We start from the raw sequence: 19,779 nt of genomic DNA, 5'->3' as shown, positions 1-19,779 counted from the left end.
GTTTTGTGTAGTTGACGACAGTAATTCTGATCGAGTCTCATGATCGAATAAAGACAGACAATCGAACAGGACTATTTCCTCTCAGGAAACAATATGGACCGATTGACCGGAATGAAGGTGTTCTGCGCGGTGGTGGAGGCCGAGAGCTTCACCGGCGCAGCCGCCCGCCTCGAAATGGCCCGCTCCATGGTGACCAAGCATGTCGGGGCGCTGGAGGAGCACCTGGGCGCGCGCCTGCTCAACCGCACCACCCGGCGCGTCAGCCGCACCGAAGCCGGCCACGCCTACTACGAGCGCTGCCGGGAGCTGCTCGCCGAGCTCGAAGAGATGGACGCAGCGGTCCATCGGCTGGACGAGCGCCCGCGCGGGCTGCTGAAGGTGAGCGCGCCGGTGTCCTTCGGTGTGCGGCACCTCGCCCCGGCAGTGGCCGGCTTCATGGCGCTGCACCCGGAGCTTCGCATCGACCTGCAGGTCAACGATCGGGTGGTCGATCTGCTGGAGGAGGGCTTCGACCTGGCGATCCGCATCGGCCGGCTCGCGGATTCCAGCCTGGTGGCCAGGCCGCTGGCCACGACGCGCATGCTGCTGTGCGCGAGCCCGGCCTACCTGGAGCGGCACGGCGCTCCTGCGGCGCCGGCCGACCTGGCGCAGCACCGATGCCTGGCCTACAGCCTGCAGAGCACGCGGCACGAGTGGCAGCTCACCGCGCCCGACGGCAGCACGACCGAAGTTCGCGTCCCCTGGACGCTGCGCGCCAACAACGGCGACGTGCTGCGCGAGGCGGCGCTGCAGGACCAGGGAATCATCCTGCAGCCGCACTTCCTGCTCGGCGATGCCCTGCTGGCGGGCAGCCTCGTCGAGGTGCTGCCCGGCTGGCAGCTCGGCACGCTGACGGTCAGCGCCGTCTACCCGCACCGGCGCCACCTGAGCGCCAAGGTGCGCGGCTTCGTCGAGCACCTGGCGGCCTGCCTGCCGCAGACACTATGAAAAAAAGCCGGCTGTCGCCAGCCGGCTTTCCTGCTGCGCGGACGACCGGAGCCGTCCGCCGTGGCCGAGGGCTTACTCGCCGACCGGCTCACCCACCAGGGCCCAGCTCTTGCCGTCGAAGCGCATCAGCTGGATCTTGCGGAACAGGTTGTAGTTGTCTTTCGACATGTTCATCGTGATGCCGGGCAGCAGCATCGGCGCCTTGAAGTCCTTCAGGCTGGTCATCTGCTTCAGGATGTTCTCGCGGCTCATGTCGGTGCCGGCAGCCTTGAGCACGTGGGCCAGCGCCGAGGCGCTCGCGTAGACCGACGCGTTGCTCGAGTTGTTGATGTCACCGTCCGGGTAGTACTTCTTCATCCAGGCCAGCCACTCCTTGTAGTCGGCATCGTTGTGCCAGCGGCTGTCGGAGGGATCCTTGATGATGCTGGCGGTGAGCACGCCGACCACCTTGTCCAGGCCCACGATCGACAGCGTCGGATGCACCTGCGCCGAGACGTGGCTCAGATAGACCAGCGGCTTCCAGCCGATCTCGTCCATCTTGCGCAGCGACTGGCTGACCTGCTTGGAGTAGGCCGCGAGCAGCACCACATCGACGCCGGCGCCCTTGAGCGCGAGGATCTGCGAATCGACCGTCGGGTCGGTCTGCTCGTAGGTGATCTCGGAGACGACGGCCTTGCCGGCGGTGGCCTTCAGCCCGCGCAGGTAGTCCTTGCCGTAGTCGTCGTTCTGGTAAAGGATGCCGATCTTCGCTTTCGGGTTGGCGGCCAGGATCTGCTTGCCGTAGACCTTCGCCTCGAACTCGTAGTTCATCAGCGCGGAGGTGCTGTACGGGAACTCCTTCGGCTGCTGGAAGTTGTTCGAACCGGACTGCACGAACAGCTGGGGCACCTTCTTCGTGTTCAGGTACTTGCGCACCGACGAAGCGGTGGCGGTGCCGACCTGGTTGACGATCGCATGCACCTCGTCCTGCTCGACCATCCGGCGCACCTGCTCGACGGTCTTGGGCGGCGCCAGCGAGTCGTCGAGGCTGATGACCTTGACCTTGCGGCCGTTGATGCCGCCCTCGTCGTTGACCTTGGCAAAGTAGGCCGCCGTGCCCTTGCCGACCATGCCGTAGAAGGAGGCCGGGCCGCTGTAGGGCACCGTGTTGCCGATGCGGATTTCTTCCGCGGCCGAAGCCAGGGTCGCCGCCGAGGCGACTGCCACTGCCAGGGCGATGCGGGTGAACTGGGCGAACTTCATCGTGAGGAGACTCCTGATGCTTTGTTATGAGGCACAGCGGGGCGGCGCAGGGCCATCCGGCCGCAGGGACAGAAGGTTACCTGCGAAGTGAGAAATCGGCGCCGCGCCCGGTCCGGAAACCGGGCACAGGCCCGCGGGCCGCCCCGGCGGGCGGCGCCCGCGGTCACTCGTGCCGCAGCGCCTCGATCGGGTCGAGCCGGGCGGCCCGGCGCGCCGGAAAGTAGCCGAACACCACGCCGATCACCGCCGAGAAGACGAAGGACAGCAGGTTGATCGACGGGTCGAACAGGAAGGGCACCTGCATCAGGTTCGCCAGCGAGACCGTTGCCACCGTGGCCAGCAGGATGCCCGCCAGCCCGCCGAAGGCCGCCAGCACCACCGCCTCGATCAGGAACTGCAGCAGCACTTCCCGCTCGAGCGCGCCGATCGCCAGACGGATGCCCACCTCGCGGGTGCGCTCGGTGACGCTCACCAGCATGATGTTCATGATGCCGATGCCGCCGACCAGCAGGCTCACCGCGGCCACCGCGCCCAGCAGCATCGTCATCACCTGCGTGGTGCCGGACATCGCGTCGGCGATCTGGCGGGTGTCGAGCACGTTGAAGTTGTCGTCCTCGTTGCTGCCCAGCTTGCGCCGCTCGCGCAGCAGCAGCCGCAGGCTCTCCTTGACGCCCTCCACGTTCGTGCCCTCGTTCATCGACACCAGCAAGGTGTTGATCCGAGTGCTGCCGGTGACGCGGCGCTGGACGGTGCGCAGCGGCAGGATCACCAGGTCGTCCTGGTCGCCGCCCATCGCCGCCTGGCCCTTGGAGGCCAGCAGCCCAACCACCCGGCAGGAAAACTGCTTGACGCGCACCTGCTCGCCCAATGGGTCGGCCGTGCCGAACAGTTCTCGGCGCACGGTGGCGCCGATCACGCAGACCGCGCTGCCGGCGCGTTCCTCCGCCTCCTCGAAGCCGCGGCCGGCGGCGAAGCGCCAGTTGTTGGTCTCGAAGTACGCGTTGGAGGTGCCGGTGACGACCGTGGTCCAGTTGCGCGCGCCGCGCACCACGGTGACGCCGCTGCGCACCTCGGGCGCCACCGCGCGCACGCCGCCGATCTGGGTTGCGATCGCGTCGACATCGGATTCGAGGAAGCTCGGTGCACCGGTGCCGCCGCTGCCCGGCCCCAGCCGCTGGCCGGGCCGAACCTGCAGCAGGTTGCTGCCCAGGCTCGAGATCTGGTCCCGCACCGCCTGCGTCGCCCCGTTGCCCAGCGTCACCATGGTGATCACCGCGCTCACGCCGATCACGATGCCCAGGATGGTGAGGAAGGAGCGCAGCAGGTTGCGGCGGATCTCGCGCAACGCGAGCAGAAGCGAATTCCAGAACATCAGGCGGCCTCCCCTGCCGAAGCGCCGGCCGGCGCATCGTTGCGGACGTCGCTGGCGATGCGCCCGTCGACGAAGCGCACGATGCGCTTGGCGTACGCCGCCATTTCGGCCTCGTGGGTCACCATCAGCACCGTGAGGCCGCGCTCGCGGTTGAGCCCCTGGATCAGCTCCATGATCTCGCGGCTGCGGTGGGTGTCCAGGTTGCCGGTGGGCTCGTCGGCCAGCAGCACCTGGGGATTGGTGACGATGGCGCGCGCGATCGCCACCCGCTGCTGCTGGCCGCCGGACAGCTCGGCCGGCGTGTGATGCTCGCGCCCGCCCAGCCCGACCGACTCCAGCGTGGCGCTGGCCGCCGCATGGCGCGCCTGGACGCTCTCGCCGCGGTAGAGCAGCGGCAGCTCCACGTTCTCCTGGGCCGAGGTGCGCGCCAGCAGGTTGAAGCCCTGGAACACGAAGCCCAGGTAGAGCCTGCGCAGCAGCGCACGCTGGTCGCGGCTCAGCTTCTCGACCGCGACGCCGCGGAACAGGTACTGGCCGGCGCTCGGCGTGTCCAGGCAGCCGATCACGTTCATCACCGTGGACTTGCCCGAGCCGCTGGGGCCCATGATCGCGACGAACTCGCCGGCCTCGACGTCGAGGTCGACGCCGTCGAGGGCGCGCACCTGCGCCTGCCCCTCGCCGTATACCCGCGTGATGCCGCGCAGGCGGATCAGCGGCGTCGCGGCATCCTGCGCGGCCCGTGCTTCGCTCATCCCGCGCGCCCCACGGTCTGCTCGGTGATCACGCGATCGCCTTCGGAGAGCCCGCCGGCACTCACCTCGGTGAAGCGGCCGTCGGTGACGCCCGGCGAAATCGGCACCGCCACCGGCGCGCCGTCGCGCAGCACCCAGACCTGCCGGGCTGCCGTGACCGCGGCGCCGCCGCGACGCGCGGTGCGGCGGGGAAACTGCGGTACCAGCTTGTTCACGAAGCTGCCCGAGCCGCCCTGGGCGCTCGCGCCGCCGCCGGCTGGCGCGCCGCTGGCGGCCGGCGACCCGCCGCCCGATGCGCCGCCCGATGCGCCGCCCGGTGCGCCGCCGGACCCGTTGGCGGCGCTCGGCGCGGTCTCGCCAGCGTTCTCCATTCCGGCCGGCGTGAAGCGCAGCGCCGCATTCGGCACCAGCAGCACCCCGGTGCGGCGGGTGGACACGATGCTCGCGGTGGCGGTCATGCCGGGTCGCAGCGACAGGTCGTCGTTGCCCACCTCGAGGTCGGCAACGTAGGAGACCACGTTGTCCTTGATGGTCGAGCCGAAGCCCACGCGGACGATCCTGGCCGGATAGTTCCGGCCGGGCCAGGCGCTGACCGTGAATTCGGCGGACTGCCCTTCCTTCACCTGCCCGACGTCGGCCTCGTCGACGTTGACCTGCAGCTTCATCTTGGTGAGGTCCTCGGCGATGTTGAACAGCGTCACCGCCTGCAGCGACGCTGCGACCGCGTTGCCGGGGTCCACCGTGCGGGTCAGGATCACACCGTCGATCGGCGAGCGGATCGAGGCCTTGCGCAGGTTGGTCTCGTCGACGCTCAGCGCGGCCTTAGCGTCCGACACCGAGGCAGCGGCGACCCGCGCATCGGCAAGGGCACGCTCCTGCACGGCCCGTGCCGCATCCAGCTCCGCCTTCGAGGGCACCTTGCCTCCCGACAGCCGGGCCACCTCCTCCATCCTCGCGAGGCTCGCACGTGCCTCCTTGACCGTCGCCGCGGCCTGGGCGACGCGCGCCTCGGCCGACAGCACCGAGGCCCGCGACCGGCGGATCTGGTCGGAGAGCTTCGCAGTGTCCAGTTCCGCCAGCACCTGCCCCTTGGTGACCCGGTCGTTGATGTCGACGTGGACCCGCGCGACCGTGCCGGACATCTCGCTGCCGACGTTGACCGCGCGGGTCGGCGCCAGCGTGCCGTTGGCGACGACCGTCACCGTCAGATCGCCGCGCGCCGCCGGCTGGCTCACGTAGACCGGCCGGCCTGCCTCCGCCCGGCGGCCCTGCCAGTACTGCCAGCCGAAGATCGCGGCGACCAGCAGCGCCAGGCCGATCCAGAGTGCCGGACTGCGCCACCAGGAGCGCACCGACCCTGCGCCCAGCAGCTTCTCGACGTTGCCGACAGACTGCCCCGCGGGCGACGCCCCTTCGTTCGCTTTCGTCATTGCCTCGTTCTCACTGTTGCGCGGCGGTCCAGCCGCCGCCAAGCGCCTTGTACAGGCGCACCATCGAGGTCGCCGCCTCGGCTTCGCCGGAGACCAGGCTGTCCTCCGCGGACAGCACGGTGCGCGCGGAATCCAGCACCGCCTGGAAGTCGATCAGCCCGGATGCATAGCGCTGGCGGGCCAGCAGCGCAGCGTTGCGCGCTGCCTCGGCCGCCGCGGCCAGCGCTGTCTGCCGCTCGCGGGCGCTGCGCACCGCCAGCAGCGCGTTCTCCACCTCCTCGAGCGCGGCCAGCACAGTGGCTTCGTAGGACGCCAGCGCCTGCGCCTGCACGGCGCTGCGGATCTCCACCTGCCTGCGCAGGCGGCCGCCGTCGAAGACGGTCGCCGCCAGGCTGGCCGCGATCGAACGCACCGTGGCGCCGCCCGCGGTGAGCCCGCCGAGCGTCAGCGCCTCCAGCCCGATCGAACCGCCCAGGCTCAGGCCCGGGTAGCGGGCGGCCTCCGCCTGCCCGACCCGTGCCGTCTCGGCCGCCAGCGCCCGCTCGGCCGCATGAACGTCCGGACGCTGCGCCAGCACCTCGGCCGGGATCGACAGCGCCGCAGCGACCGGCGCCGCCGGGATCGGCGCCACGGCGGAGAGCCGATCGTCGAGCGCGGCCGGCTGCTGGCCGGTGAGCACCGAAAGCCGGTGCCTCGCCTGCCCGAGAGCGGAGCGCAGCGCCGGCAGCTGGGCGCGGACCTGCTCGACGCCGGCCCGCGCCTGCTCGACGTCCAGCGAGCCGACCAGGCCTGCCTGCGCCCGCCAGTCGGTGAGTTGCAGGGTTTCCTCCTGGCTGGCGAGGTTGCGCGCGGCCACGTCCAGGCGGGCCTGCAGCAGCCGCACCTCGAGGTAGGCGAGCGCAGCCTCGGCCGCCAGCGACACCTGCACCGAGCCCAGGCTGGCGGCGCTGGCCTGCAGGTCCGCGTCGGCGGCCTCCAGCGCCCGTCGCAAGCCGCCGAAGAGGTCGATCTCCCAGCTCGCATCCACGCCAAGCGAGTAGCTGGCGGTCGAGTCGCCGCCGCGCGCCGCGGACTCGCGCGTGCCGGCACGGGCCGATGCCGAAGGCAGGAAGCCCGCCTGCGCGATGCCGCGCTGCGCGCGGGCCTGCTCGAGGCGCGCGGCCGCGACGCGCAGGTCGGGACTGCGGGCCAGCGTCTCGTCCACCAGCGCATCGAGCAGGGGATCGCGGAACAGGCTCCACCAGGCGCGCAGGCCGGAGGGGTGGACGGCGGCGGCAGCCGCGACTCCCGCGCCGCCTGCCACAGCGGACGCCCCCGGCACTGCGGGCGAGACTGCCCCGCCCTGCGCCCAGGCGGCCGGCAGTTCTGGCCGGGGCGGCACGTAGTTCGGGCCGACTGCCGCGCAGCCTGCCATCAGCATCATCAGGACGGGTGCGAATCCCCGCAGCCTGCGCAGGCCATCGGGCGCCGGAGCGCGCAGGAGGAAGAGGGGCCGCCCCGCGGCGCCGCGATCGGCGCGAAAAGCGGCGGGTCTGGAAGTGATCTGGTGCATCCCCCGAGTATCGCCGATCGACAATGACGAACCGGGGGGCGCCGTGTAAAACCCCGGCGCAATGAGTAAGCGGACGTAAACGCCGCGGGAGCGGTCGCCGCCGGCGGCCCGCAGCCGTCGGCGACCTGTTATCAGGAACTCATTTGGCGGTGATCGGCTCGCCGAAGGGCACCCACTTCGTGCCGTCGAAGCGCGCCATCTGCAGCATCGACAGCGGCCCGTGGTTGGTCGGGCTGGTGTTGATCGTCAGCCCGGGCAGCAGGCCAGGGACGCGGAGGTCCTTCAGGTTGCCCGCGATCTTCATCACGTTCTCCCGGGTCAGGTTGTCGCCAGCCTGCCTGAGCACGTGCGCCATCGCATGACCGGAAGCGAAGCACAGCAGGTTCAGCTGGTCGTTGACGTCCCCCTCCGGGTAGTACTTCTTCATGAACTCCTTGTAGGCAATCATCTCCGGATCCTTGTCCCACTGGCTGTCGCCCGGATCCTTCTGAAACTGCGTGGTCAGCAATCCGGTCGAATGATCGAGCCCCGCTGGCCTGAGGACCGTACCGACCGTGGCCGACACGTTGGTCAGGTAGTGCACCGGCTTCCAGCCGATCTCGCCGACCCGCTTGATCGCCTGCGCGGCGAACTTCGGCGAGGCGGCGTTCACGAACACGTCTGCACCCGAGGAGCGGAGCGTCAGGATCTGCGAGTCGACGGTCGGGTCGGTGACCTCGAACGAGGCCTCGGCGACGATCATGCTCTTCGCCTTGTCCCCGAGCCCGGCCTTCACTCCGATCAGGTAGTCCTTACCGAAGTCGTCGTTCTGGTAGAGGATCGCGATCTTCGCGTTGGGCTTTGTCGCCAGGATGTGCGCAGCGAACACCTTCCCTTCGGCCGGGTAGTTCGGCTGGAACCCCATGGTCCAGGGGAAGTTCTTCGGGTCGTTCCACTTGCCCGCGCCGGTCGAGACGAACAGGTGCGGCACCTTCTTCTGATTCACGTACTTGTGGATCGCCGAATTGGTCGGCGTGCCCAGCGTTCCGAACAGCCCCAGCACTTCCTCGCTCTCGACCAGCCGGCGCACCGCCTCGATGGTCTTGGGCGGGCTGTAGCCGTCATCCAGGCTGATCAGGTTGACCTTGCGCCCGTTGATGCCGCCCTGGTCGTTGATCATCTTGAAGAAGGCCACGTGGCTGCGGCCGAGCGTGCCGTAGGCCGACGCCGGCCCGCTGTACGGGATGGTCTGGCCGAGCTTGATCTCGGTATCGGTCACGCCGGGACCATAGTTCTTCTGCGCCACGGCGGCGCCCGCGTGGATCAGGCTCGCGGTGGCGGCGAGCGCAAGCAACAGCTTTCTCATGTCCAGTCTCCCCTTGTAGTTGGATCGCCCATGCAGCGGCGCGAGGCGCCGCCGCCGCGATGGGTCGACCGGACCCACCGTGTCTGACGATTCCGCACAGTGCATCACAGAACGGGGAAAACAGGAACGGGCACGCGCCGCCCCGCCGTCGGGGGCATGCCGATCAGGACAACGGGAAACCGGCGCGCCCGCGGGCGGCGCGCCCGCGGCTCAGGGCGCGGATTCGTCCAGCGAGCCCGCCGCCGTGAGCAGGTGGCCGAGCCGGGTGGCCTTGGTGCGCAGGTAGCCGGCGTTGTGCGGGTTCGGCTGGATCTGCAGCGGCATGCGCTCGGCGATCTCGATGCCGCGCTCTTCGAGCGCGCGGATCTTGCGGGGGTTGTTGGTCATCAGCCGCAAGCGGCTCACCCCGAGCAGCGCGAACATCTCGGCCGCCGCCTCGTAGGTGCGCAGGTCGGCCGCCAGGCCGAGCTGGTGGTTGGCCTCGACCGTGTCGGCGCCGGCATCCTGCAGCCGGTAGGCGCGGATCTTGTTCAGCAGGCCGATGCCCCTGCCCTCCTGGCGCAGGTAGAGCAGCACGCCGCGCCCTTCGGCGGCGATCGCCGCCAGCGCTGCCTCGAGCTGGGCGCCGCAGTCGCAGCGCAGGCTGTACAGCGCATCGCCGGTCAGGCACTCGGAGTGCATCCGGGCGAGCACCGGGGCGCCGTCGGACACCTCGCCCAGGGTCAGCGCCACATGCTCCCGGCCGCTGGCGATCTCCTCGAATCCATGCAGCTCGAACACTGCCCACGGCGTGGGGAGGCGGCAGGAAGCCACCAGACGGACCGCAGGCTGGCCTTCATCGACAGGGGAAGTGTTGGTCGGCATCTATGCAGGCGCGCCGCCGGCTCGGACAGGGTCCGCGCGCGGCGTCGGGCGGGAGCGCTAAAACGACGATGATAGCGCGCGCGGCCTCCGCGGGCCTTCCGGCGCTTCCATTCCCTCCGGATCGGCGCCCGGCCAGCGGCCTCAGCGCCGGCGCAGCCAGCGGTTCAGCAGCCGCCCGTAGACCGCGGCGTTGACCAGCAGCACGCCCGCGCCGAGCGCAATCTGCATCCCCCGCGTCAGCCCGGGCGGGTACAGCAGCAGCTGCAGCCAGTGGCCGAGGAAGTCACCGGCATAGCCCGCCTCGCCGGCCGCCGCGCGCAGCCGGTTCTCCAGCGGCGTGAGCGGACAGATCCAGCCGCCGAACTCGATCGCCACGCCCCAGGCGGCAGCCGGCAGGTGCAGCCAGGCCAGTCGCGGCCGCCGCAGCACCAGCAGTCCGCCGGCGACCACGAAGACCACGAAGGCAGCGTGCAAGCCGAGCACCAGGTCGGCCAGCAGGGCGGCCCCGTCCGCGCCCGCGAGGGAATCGAACGAAGCCTTCACGTCAGCCCTTCACGTCAGCCCTGCGGCTCGGCTTTCGACTCGCCGACGGCCGGCAGCTTCGCGAGCAGGGCCTCCGGCCCGGCGAAGCTGCGGATGTGCACGTCCACCTGGCCGAAGGCGATCTCGATGCCCTGCTCGCGGAAGACCTGGTCGATGCGCCGGTTGATTTCGTCGACCGCCGCCGAGCGGTCCGCCAGCTCGCGCACGTGGACCCGCAGCTCGTGGTCCAGCGTGCTGGCGCCGAAGGACTGGAAGATCAGCATCGGCGCGGGGTCCGCCAGGACCCGCGGGTTCTCGCGCACGATCTGCAGCAGCAGCCGACGCACCAGCTCCAGGTCGGATCCGTAGGCCACGCCCAGCGCGATCGTGACCCGCGTGACCGTGTCGCTGAGCGTCCAGTTGACGATCTGGTCGGTCACGAAGGTCTTGTTCGGGACGATGATCTCCTTGTGGTCGAAGTCGGTGATGGTCGTCGCGCGAATCTGGATCCGGCTCACCGTGCCCGACAGGTTGCCGATCGTCACCACGTCGCCGATCCGCACCGGCCGCTCGAAGAGGATGATCAGCCCGGAGATGAAGTTGGCGAAGATCTCCTGCAGACCGAAGCCCAGGCCCACCGACAGCGCAGCGACCAGCCACTGCAGCTTGTCCCAGCTCACGCCCAGCGTCGACAGCGTCGCCACCAGGCCCACGCCCGCGATCACGTAGGACACCAGGGTGGTGATCGCATAGGCGCTGCCCTGGGCAAGCCGCAGCCGCGACAGCACCAGCACTTCGAGCAGGCCGGGCAGGTTGCGGGCGAGCATGAACGCGCCGGCCACGATCGCCACCGCCATCAGCAGGTCGCGCAGGCTGATCGGCATCAGCACCGCCTTGTCGCCGCTGCCGCTGCTGTACTCGTAGAGCGTCACGTTCTCGAGGTAGGAGAACAGCGAGATCAGGTCCGCCCAGACCAGCCACAGCACGAAGGCCAGCGCGCCGAGCAGCGCCACGCGCACCAGCCGCAGCGACTGCTGGTTGACCTGAGCGATGTCGCGCACCGGCGCCTCGTCCGGCAGGGCCGCGTCCGGCTCCTCGCCCGCCGCCACCGCCGCCAACCGGCGCCGATTCTCGCGCTGCGCTGCGAGCCGGCGGGCCGCCACCGCCAGGCTGCGCACCGCGACTGCCTGCAGCAGCCGCCATGCGAACAGCACGTAAAGCGTGTCGACCATGCGGCCGGCCAGCTTGAGCGCAGTGAAGTAGTAGCCGGCGACGATCGCCGCGGCCAGCGCCAGCGGCATCAGTCCGAGCAGGATGTTGCCGATCGCGCGCCAGGGCGAGTTGCCCGCCTGCGGCTCGCCGACCAGCAGGTGCCCGAGCAGCCAGGCCATCGCGCCCAGGCAGGCGAGCACCACCAGGATTCCCGCCGCGTCCTCGGCCAGCGCCGCCGGCCGGTGCTCGGCGAAAGTGGCCACCGCGGCCAGCGCCACCACCACCCAGCCGAGGGTGCGCATGCGCGGCCGCATCACCGCGAGCGCCGGCGGCGACCAGTGGAAATGGACTTCCGCGACGCCACCCGTCGCGAGGATCCTGCCGGCGGTGGCGAACACCAGCCAGGCCGTCGCCGCCGCCAGCAGCGCCGCGCCCAGGTCCGCGTTCAAGCCGCGCCCATCGGACTGGATCGCCAGTCCGGCGATCGCCAGCAGCGCCGGCCCCGTCGCGGCCTGCAGCAGGTTCAGCAAGAGCGCCGCAGGCGTGTGCCACTGGCTGTCGTCCCGGGCGAAGGCCACCTCGGCGTGCAGCGAGGCCAGCCGGCGCCCGATGGCCCCCCTGCGCACCATGGCCACCGCGAGCACCGCCAGCGCCAGCAACCCCGCCCAGGGCCGCGCCGCGAGCCCGTCCACAAGCTCGCGGCCCGTTGCGGCCCAAGGTACCGACGCGGCCTGGTGCTGCAGCCGGGCAGGAAGGGCGCCGAGCCAGGCCAGGTCGAGTGGCCGGTTGCTCGGCACCCAGAACATCTGCTCGTCGAGCGTGGCGCGCAGCGTGTCGGCGGTGAGCTGCAGCTGCCGCTGGTTGAGCTGCAGGCCATAGGATTCGTTCACCAGCGAGCCCAGCTCCCGATTGAGCCGCTCGAGCAGGGCCGCCCGAGTCTCGAGCAGCGCCAGCAGCTCCCTGCGCTGGCCGTCGCCGACCGACCCCGCCTCCTCCTGCGACACAAGGCGCTCGGCATATGCGGCCGGATCGGCAAGCTGCTCGCGGTGGCGGTTGATCTCGAACTGGTAGAGGCGCAGGTCGGCGATCTGGTCGGCGAGCCGCGGGTCGATGTCCAGCCTCGGCAGCCCCTGCTTCTGTTCGTAGAGGATGCGGGTCAGCAGCAGGCTTCCCTGGAGCACGCTGATCTGCTCCTCCAGCGTCTTCTCGGCCTGGCTGAGCATGTCCAGCTGCTGGCGGGCCCTCAAGTTGCGCTGGGTCAGGTCGTTGAGCCGGTCGGTGGCGCGCAGCAGGAACTCGGACAGCTGCCGGTTGATCGCCGTCTCGCGCGCCAGCAGGCCGCCCTTGCCGGGCGCGGTCAGGCCGCGGCGCAGGTCGTCGGAGAGCTCGGCCACGGCCTGCTCCGAGCTCTCGCGGCGCAGTGCATTGATCTCGGCGCGCAGCGCCTGCAAGGCGCCTTCCTGCCGCGAGATCTGCTGGAGCAGAAGATCACGGCGCGCCTGCCCCAGCTGCTGGAGCTGATCGTTGCCCGCGAGCTGCTGGCGGCGCAGCTCGACGGAAAGCTCCAGCGCACGAGACTCGGCGGCGAGCAGCTCGCGCCGCTCGGCCGACAGCGGCCTGCCTGCCTCGCGCCCGCTGCGCAGAGCCTCGGCGATCGCCGCCATCCGCGCCTGGCCCGCCTGGATCTCCCCTTGCGCTCGGTCGGGCCGGGTCTGCGCGCCGATGATCAGGCTGTTGGCCTCGCTCAGCGCGCGCTGCAATTCCTCCAGCCGCGCATCCCGCTCCTCGAAAGCCTTCTCGAGCGCGGGCAGCTCCTGGCCAGGCGCCACTGCCGGGACCGCCGCGGGCGCGGCCTCCAGCCGCTTGAGCTCGCTGCGCGCCTGCGCGATCTGCGCCGGCGCGGACTCCAGCGTCTTCCTGAGCTCCTGAAGCTGGCGCTCCGATTCCTCGGCCGCCGCCAGTTGCTCCAGCGCCTGCTCCAGCGTTTGCCTGGCCGAGGCCTGGTCGGCCTCGGGCAGCTTGCTGCCCGCCAGCGCTTCGAGCCGGCCCTTCAGGGTCGCTGCGGTGGGCGCCGCGGCGGGGGCCGCGGGCACCTGCGCAAGGGCAGGCCCCTGCGCCAGGGCCCAGACAAGGAGCAGGCTGAACAGGCTGAGCGGCAGCCTCATCGGCAGGCGCTCAAGCGACGCGCCGCCCCTGGGCGTCCACCACCTGCTCGCCATCCTCCTTGGCGAAGGCGCCCAGTTGCGGCCGAGGCAGCAGGTCGAGCACCGTCTCGGACGGCCGGCACAGACGCGCGCCAAGCGGCGTGACCACGACCGGACGGTTGATCAGGATGGGATGGGCGAGCATCGCGTCGATCAGCCGATCCTCGCTGAGCGATGCGTCGCCAAGCCCGAGCTCGGCGTAGGGCGTGCCCTTCTCGCGCAGCAGCGCGCGCGCCGGCTGGCCGGTGGCCGCGACCAGGGCGAGCAGTTCATCCCGGTTCGGAGGCGTTTCCAGGTAGAGCACGATGCGCGGCTCGATGCCCGCATTGCGGATCAGCGCCAGGACGTTGCGGGACGTCCCGCAGCGCGGGTTGTGGTAGATCGTGACTTCGGACATGGAGCATCCTGGCCGCGGACGGCCGCAGGGTGGATGGCCTGTGCTGTCAGCATGGCCGATCGGATGTCGGCGGAGAGTATCAAATGTCGCAAACGCAGGACACACGCAGACCCCGTCGCTCGTGGGGCGCGCTGATCGGCCGGGGCGCGCTGTACACGCTGCTGGCGATCGCGCTGATGCTGCTGGGTCCGCTCGGCGTGCTCGCGCTGGGCAAGCTCGACCTGGACACCCACTGGAGCGCCGCCAGCCGCGAGAGCAGCGGCCAGGCGCCCCGGCCCGAGACCACGCCGGAGGCGGTGCTCCAGGTGTATGGCGCGCGCACCTACAGCTGGCGTGGCGCGTTCGGCATCCACACCTGGATCGCCGCCAAGCGGAAGGACGCAGCGGAGTACTCGACTTATCACGTGCTCGGCTGGAACCTGCGCCGTGGGCGCCCGGTGGTCAGCGTGAGCCGGGGCGGGCCGGCCGACGCGTTCTGGTTCAACGCCCGCCCGGTGCTGCTCGCCAGCCGCAGCGGCCCGGAAGTCGAGGACCTGATCGACCGCGTCGAGGAGGCGGTGGCCGCCTACCCCTGGCCCGACCGCTACCGCGCCTGGCCGGGGCCCAACAGCAACACCTTCACCGCCTTCGTCGCCAGACGAGTCCCCGAGCTGGGCCTGGACCTGCCGCCCACCGCGATCGGCAAGGACTGGCTGCCGGCGGGCAGTTTCGTCGAGCGCACGCCCAGCGGCAGCGGCTGGCAGCTGTCGGTCTACGGGCTGCTGGGCATCGCGGCCGGCCGGGTGGAGGGCCTGGAAATCAACCTGCTGGGCCTCAATGCCGGGCTCGACTTCGACGACCCGGCGCTGCGGCTGCCCGGCATCGGCAAGCTCGGCCCCGGAGGCTGACCGCCACGAGGGTGTCATCGACGGCGCCTAGGCTGGGCGCTGGACGGCCCCCTGCTGCACTGCGCGGCAGGATCGTCCGGCGACCCCCTGGAAGAAGAGCGATGAAACTGCCTGCCGCTGCGAGCACGGAGCCTGCGATCACCCTCGAGCTGATCGGCGCGCTGGAGACCCTGCGCGCGCGCATGCTTGCCCGAGAGGACGAATGCGCTTCGCGGCTGGCCGAGGTGGCGCCGGGACGCCGCGCCGACGCGCGCAACCTGGCGCATTACCTGGCGCTGCGCGAGCACGATCTGCGCGGTCTGCAGGAACGGCTGTCGGCGCTCGGCGCCTCCTCGCTGGGCCGTTCCGAGCCGCAGGTGCTTGCCAGCGTGGACCGAGTGCTCGGCCTGCTGCGGCGGGCCGCGGGGGTCGCGCCGGCCGGTCGCCGGACGGCGGGCGAAACTTCCCCGGAGGAACGCGTCACCTCGCTGCAGCGCAACGCGGACGAGCTGCTCGGGCCGGCGCCCGCGCACCGCTCGGTGCGCATCATGGTCACCCTGCCCTCGGAGGCGGCCGGGGATGCGGCGCTCGTACATGCCCTCGTGGAGGCCGGGATGGACATCGCCAGGATCAACTGCGCCCACGACGACGCGCCCCGCTGGCAGGCGATGGCCGACCACGTGCGCAGCGCAGCGCGGTCGCTCGGCCGACCGGTGCGCATCCTGACCGACCTCGCGGGCCCCAAGCTGCGCACCGGCAGGATCGCCCCGGGGCCCGTGGTGCTCAAGCTGCGGCCCTTGCGCGACGACTTCGGCCGCGTGCTGGCGCCCGCCCGGGTGGGGCTGCTGCCGCAGGGCTCGGCCCAGCGGATCCGGGGCGCACTGGCCCACCTGGGCGTGTCCCCCGACTGGCTGCTGACGCTGGAGGCCGGCGAGCGGATCGAACTTATCGACGCCCGCGGCGCGCGCCGCAGCCTGCGCGTGGCCCGCCGCGACGAGGACGGCGTGCTTGCCGAGGCCGACCGCACGCTCTACCTGGTGCCGCAGACCGAGCTGCTGCGCCGGGAGCGCTGCCGCGGGCCCCGTTCCACTCAGGTCTTCGACCTGCCCGGCCGGCCCGGCAGCGTCTTCCTGCGCCGCGGCGACCGGCTGCGGCTGGAACGGCCTGCCGCCACGCCCTCCTCCGAATCCCGACCCGCCCCGGCCGCGCGCGGCATCCCGGCGGCGAATGACGGGCCGCCCGCAATCGCCTGCACGCTGCCGGAGGTCTTCGCCCAGGTGCGCGCGGGCGAGCGCGTGTGGTTCGACGACGGACGAATCGGCGGCACGATCCGCTGCGCGGATGCCGACGGGATCGAGGTCGAGATCGACCGGGCGCGTCCCGAGGGCGAGACGCTGCGCGGGGACAAGGGAATCAACCTGCCGGACAGCAGCCTCGAGCTGCCCGCGCTGACCGGGAAGGATCTCGAGGACCTCGCAGTGGTCGCGGGTTTCGCCGACCTGGTCGGCCTGTCCTTCGTCCAGCACGCCGAGGACGTCCATGCGCTGCGCGCGCGCCTGGACGCCGCGGGCGCGACGCGCACCGGGATCCTGCTGAAGATCGAGACCCGCCGCGCCTTCGAACGCCTGCCCGAGCTGATGTTCGCGGCGATGGCAGGTCCTGCGTCTGGCGTGATGATCGCCCGCGGCGACCTTGCAGTGGAGTGCGGATACGAACGCCTGGCCGAGGTGCAGGAGGAGATCCTTTGGGCGGCCGAAGCCGCGCACATGCCGGTGGTCTGGGCCACCCAGGTGCTCGAGACGCTGGCCAAGACCGGCCGCCCCTCCCGGGCCGAGATCACCGACGCCGCGATGGGCGAGCGGGCCGAGTGCGTGATGCTCAACAAGGGACCGCACATCGTCGACGCGATGCGCACGCTGGACGACATCCTGTGCAGGATGCAGGGCCACCAGGCAAAGAAGCGGCCGCTGCTGCGGGCGCTGGGGGCGTGGCGCTGACCTGAGGCCGAGGCAGCAGGCCCGCTTCTTGCCTCTTTCTCCGGGTCCTCCTCTGGCGCACCATGCGCCCAACCCGGTGAAATCGACCATCGACTTCCTGATCGCCGCCAAGCGCTGCGAGATCGCCGAACTCGGGCGGCTCGCCAAGACCAGTGCCCTGGTCGATGCGACCGCAAGCCTGGTGCACGAGCTGCAGCGCGAGCGCGGGCTGTCCAACCTCTACCTCGGCTCCGGCGGCGTCCGCGCCGACGGTCCGATGCGCGAGCAGCGCCAGGCAAGCGACAGCAGCGAGGCCGCCCTGCGCGCCTGCCTGGACCGCCTGGACATCGATCCGGCCAGGGCCGGCAACGGCGCACGCCTGTTCGCCCGCGTGGCACAGCTGCTGTGCGCGCTGGACGCGCTGCCCGGACTGCGCGCGGAGATCGACCAGCTCACGCCCTCGACCGACCGCGCCACGGCGGCCTACGTGCGACTGGTGGCAGGACTGCTGGCGGTCGTTTTCGAGGCAGCCGACAGCGCCGCCGACCCGGGGATCTCCCGCCAGCTGGTGGCCTTATTCAATTTCATGCAGGGCAAGGAGTTCGCCGGCCAGGAGCGCGCCGCTGGCACGGCGATGCTTGCCGGCGAGCGTGCGCGGACGGCAGCCCAGCAGCGGCTGCTGCACCTGATCGACGCCCAGGAGCGCTGCCTTGCCGTGTTCGCCGACTTCGCCGGGCCCGCGCACCAGGACGCCTGGCAGGCGCATCAGGCGCCGCCCGTGCTCGCCGGACTGGAACGACTGCGTCGCATCCTGTGCACCGCCCCTGCGGACGGGTCGCTCGACAATTCGCTCGGCCCTGAGTGGTTCGAGGCCTGCTCGCAACGCATCGATCGGATGCGGGCGGTCGAGAAACGGCTTGCCGACGCGCTGGTCCAGTCCTGCCACGACCGCAGCGCCGCGGCGCAGACCGACCTCCTGGCTCTGGATGCGGGCCGCCACCGGGAACCCGCCTGGACCGGCGCTGCAGGAGCCCCGGCCGGCGTCATCTGCGCCGAACAAGCTTTCCCCCTCGACGACTCGGACGCGCTGGACGCCGGGGTGTTCGGGCCGCAGCTCGTTCGATCGATCCTCGATCTGGCGCATGAACAGGCGCGGCGTCTGCGCACGCTCGGCGCGGAGCTGGACACCGCCCGCAGCAGCCTCGAGGATCGCAAGCTGATCGAACGGGCCAAGGGGCTGCTGATGGCTCATCGCCAGCTCACCGAGGAGGAGGCGCACCGGACGCTGCGGCGGATGGCGATGGAGCGGAATCGCCGGCTGGCGGAGGTCGCGGAGGCGGTGCTGGCGATGGCCGAGCTGCTCCCGGTACGCCCGCGCTGAGTGCAGCGCTGCTGCTGCAGCGCACAAAAACAGTGCCTTCAGGCGCACGATCGCGGGCCGTGACGCACCAGCGCCGGGGACCGGGCCTGCCGCTGGAGGCCTCGACAGACAAGGCTCAGCGGTCGCCTGGCGGGCCGGTCTCCCTTGGCAGGACCCGGATCGGGCCGCACTCGCAGCAGGCTTGCGGCGCGTTCGTCAATGCCCTGGCACGCAAACTGCTTGATATGGCCCGTGGTGCCCGCCAACGGCGGCGGGTTCCACGGGTCCTCAGGGACCGAACCGACAACGGCGTCGTTCGCCCGCCTGCCCCGCGCAGGCGTCGCGAAGGCGCCGTTTTTCGTTCCTCACTGCCACGGGAGTCGTCGATGAAAGAACCCTCAGCCATTGCAGACCGGTCGCGCCGCTCCCTGCTGCTCGGAGCGGCTGCAGCGGGCGGCGCCGCGCTCGCCGCCGGCACCTTGCCCCGCGCGGCGCGCGCAGCCGCGGGCAAGCCCGAAACCCAGACTGCGAAGCTCGGCTTCATCGCGCTGACCGATGCCGCCCCGCTGTTCGTCGCCGACGAGAAGGGCTTCTTCGCCAGGCACGGAATGAGCGACGTGCAGGTCATGAAGCAGTCGTCGTGGGGCACCACACGCGACAACCTGGTGCTCGGCTCGGCGAGGAACGGCATCGACGGCGCCCACATCCTGACCCCGATGCCGTATCTGATCGGCAGCGGTGCGATGACGGCCAACAACGTCCAGGTGCCGATGTACATCCTGGCGCGCCTGAACCTGGGCGGGCAGTGCATCTCGGTGGGCAACGAGTACCGCGACCTGAAGGTCGGCACCGACGCGAAGGCCTTCGGCAAGGCGCTTGCCGCCAAGGCGAAATCCGGCAAGACCGTCAGCGCGGCGATGACCTTTCCCGGCGGCACCCACGACATGTGGATGCGCTACTGGCTGGCGGCCGGCGGCATCGACCCGGTGCGCGACATCTCCACCATCGTGGTGCCGCCCGCGCAGATGGTCGCCAACATGAAGGTCGGCAGCATGGACACCTTCTGCGTCTGCGAGCCCTGGAACCGGCAGCTGATCAACCAGAAGATCGGCTACACCGCCAACACCACCGGCGAGCTCTGGCACAACCACCCGGAGAAGGCCTTCGCGATGCGGGCCGACTGGGTCGACGCCAACCCGAACGCCGCGCGTGCCCTGCTCAAAGCGGTGATGGAAGCGCAGATGTGGTGCGAGGACCGGAAGAACCGCGAGGAGGTCGCCCGGATCTGCGCGAAGCGGCGCTGGATCAACGCACCCTTCGAGGACATCGTCGACCGGCTGCGCGGCGACTTCGACTACGGCACCGGCCGCGTGGTGGAGAACAGCCCTGCGCAGATGCGCTACTGGAAGGACCACGCGTCCTACCCGTTCCAAAGCCACGATCTCTGGTTCCTCACCGAGAACGTCCGCTGGGGCTACCTGCCGCAGGGCTTCGACGGCAAGGGCTGGATCGCGAAGGTCAACCGCGAGGATCTCTGGCGCGCGGCCGCGCGCGAGCTCGGCGTGGCCGCGAGCGACACCCCCGCAACGACCTCGCGGGGCGTGGAAAAGTTCTTCGACGGCAAGGTCTTCGATCCGGCACGGCCGCAGGCCTACCTGGACAGCCTGTCGATCAAGCATCTGCGCGCCTGACCCGATG

At 70.9% G+C, this 19,779-nt stretch carries 15 protein-coding genes; 5 read left to right on the top strand and 10 right to left on the bottom strand.

Features of this window, described 5'->3' with window-relative positions; translation table 11 throughout:
- Positions 1–93: 93 nt before the first annotated feature.
- A complete protein-coding gene (locus HNQ70_RS11495; protein ID WP_246434911.1) occupies positions 94–987 on the top strand; it encodes a LysR family transcriptional regulator in 894 nt (297 codons plus the stop codon).
- 72 nt (positions 988–1,059) lie between these two features.
- On the opposite strand, the gene HNQ70_RS11490 is transcribed toward HNQ70_RS11495, so the two are convergent.
- The 10 genes from HNQ70_RS11490 to arsC all read right to left on the bottom strand — a co-directional run bounded on the left by HNQ70_RS11490 (position 1,060) and on the right by arsC (position 13,879).
- Entirely contained in the window at positions 1,060–2,229 is a 1,170-nt protein-coding gene (locus HNQ70_RS11490) for an ABC transporter substrate-binding protein (protein ID WP_183967571.1), read from the bottom strand.
- Positions 2,230–2,392: 163 nt separating this feature from the next.
- Positions 2,393–3,601 carry an ABC transporter permease gene (locus HNQ70_RS11485; RefSeq protein WP_183967569.1) on the bottom strand — a complete coding sequence of 403 codons (1,209 nt, stop codon included), beginning with the start codon at positions 3,599–3,601 and terminating at the stop codon, positions 2,393–2,395.
- Positions 3,601–4,353, bottom strand: coding sequence for an ABC transporter ATP-binding protein (locus tag HNQ70_RS11480; protein ID WP_183967567.1), 753 nt, complete (start codon positions 4,351–4,353; stop codon positions 3,601–3,603). Before HNQ70_RS11480 ends, HNQ70_RS11485 begins: the two co-directional genes overlap by 1 nt.
- Complete coding sequence (locus HNQ70_RS11475) at positions 4,350–5,783, bottom strand: efflux RND transporter periplasmic adaptor subunit (protein WP_183967565.1); 1,434 nt, start codon at positions 5,781–5,783, stop codon at positions 4,350–4,352. Before HNQ70_RS11475 ends, HNQ70_RS11480 begins: the two co-directional genes overlap by 4 nt.
- Before the next feature lie 10 nt (positions 5,784–5,793).
- Complete coding sequence (locus tag HNQ70_RS11470) at positions 5,794–7,206, bottom strand: efflux transporter outer membrane subunit (RefSeq protein ID WP_183967563.1); 1,413 nt, start codon at positions 7,204–7,206, stop codon at positions 5,794–5,796.
- Between the two features lie 268 nt (positions 7,207–7,474).
- A complete protein-coding gene (locus HNQ70_RS11465; RefSeq protein ID WP_183967561.1) occupies positions 7,475–8,680 on the bottom strand; it encodes an ABC transporter substrate-binding protein in 1,206 nt (401 codons plus the stop codon).
- A 210-nt stretch (positions 8,681–8,890) separates the two neighbouring features.
- Positions 8,891–9,544 (bottom strand): GTP cyclohydrolase II, encoded by a 654-nt coding sequence (gene ribA / locus HNQ70_RS11460; protein WP_183967559.1) that lies wholly within the window; start codon positions 9,542–9,544, stop codon positions 8,891–8,893.
- A 141-nt stretch (positions 9,545–9,685) separates the two neighbouring features.
- The gene (locus HNQ70_RS11455; RefSeq protein ID WP_183967557.1) at positions 9,686–10,087 is read right to left on the bottom strand and encodes a DUF2784 family protein; all 402 of its coding nucleotides are present in this window, start codon (positions 10,085–10,087) and stop codon (positions 9,686–9,688) included.
- A 14-nt stretch (positions 10,088–10,101) separates the two neighbouring features.
- Positions 10,102–13,443 carry a mechanosensitive channel MscK gene (mscK, locus tag HNQ70_RS11450; RefSeq protein WP_183967555.1) on the bottom strand — a complete coding sequence of 1,114 codons (3,342 nt, stop codon included), beginning with the start codon at positions 13,441–13,443 and terminating at the stop codon, positions 10,102–10,104.
- A 10-nt stretch (positions 13,444–13,453) separates the two neighbouring features.
- Positions 13,454–13,879, bottom strand: coding sequence for an arsenate reductase (glutaredoxin) (gene arsC / locus HNQ70_RS11445; RefSeq protein ID WP_183967553.1), 426 nt, complete (start codon positions 13,877–13,879; stop codon positions 13,454–13,456).
- Positions 13,880–13,962: 83 nt separating this feature from the next.
- Between arsC and HNQ70_RS11440 the strand changes: the two genes are divergently transcribed.
- The 4 genes from HNQ70_RS11440 to HNQ70_RS11425 all read left to right on the top strand — a co-directional run bounded on the left by HNQ70_RS11440 (position 13,963) and on the right by HNQ70_RS11425 (position 19,772).
- Entirely contained in the window at positions 13,963–14,766 is an 804-nt protein-coding gene (locus tag HNQ70_RS11440; protein WP_183967552.1) for a DUF3750 domain-containing protein, read from the top strand.
- A gap of 101 nt (positions 14,767–14,867) precedes the next feature.
- Positions 14,868–16,742, top strand: coding sequence for a pyruvate kinase (locus tag HNQ70_RS11435; protein WP_183967550.1), 1,875 nt, complete (start codon positions 14,868–14,870; stop codon positions 16,740–16,742).
- Between the two features lie 76 nt (positions 16,743–16,818).
- Positions 16,819–18,102 (top strand): nitrate- and nitrite sensing domain-containing protein, encoded by a 1,284-nt coding sequence (locus HNQ70_RS11430; protein ID WP_183967548.1) that lies wholly within the window; start codon positions 16,819–16,821, stop codon positions 18,100–18,102.
- Between the two features lie 365 nt (positions 18,103–18,467).
- Entirely contained in the window at positions 18,468–19,772 is a 1,305-nt protein-coding gene (locus HNQ70_RS11425) for a CmpA/NrtA family ABC transporter substrate-binding protein (protein ID WP_183967546.1), read from the top strand.
- Positions 19,773–19,779: the final 7 nt, after the last annotated feature.

The sequence above is a fragment of the Quisquiliibacterium transsilvanicum genome (assembly GCF_014202215.1).
Classification (GTDB): domain Bacteria; phylum Pseudomonadota; class Gammaproteobacteria; order Burkholderiales; family Burkholderiaceae_E; genus Quisquiliibacterium; species Quisquiliibacterium transsilvanicum.
The sequence above is the reverse complement of the archived record's forward strand: the minus strand, read 5'-3'. Positions and strand labels throughout refer to the sequence as shown.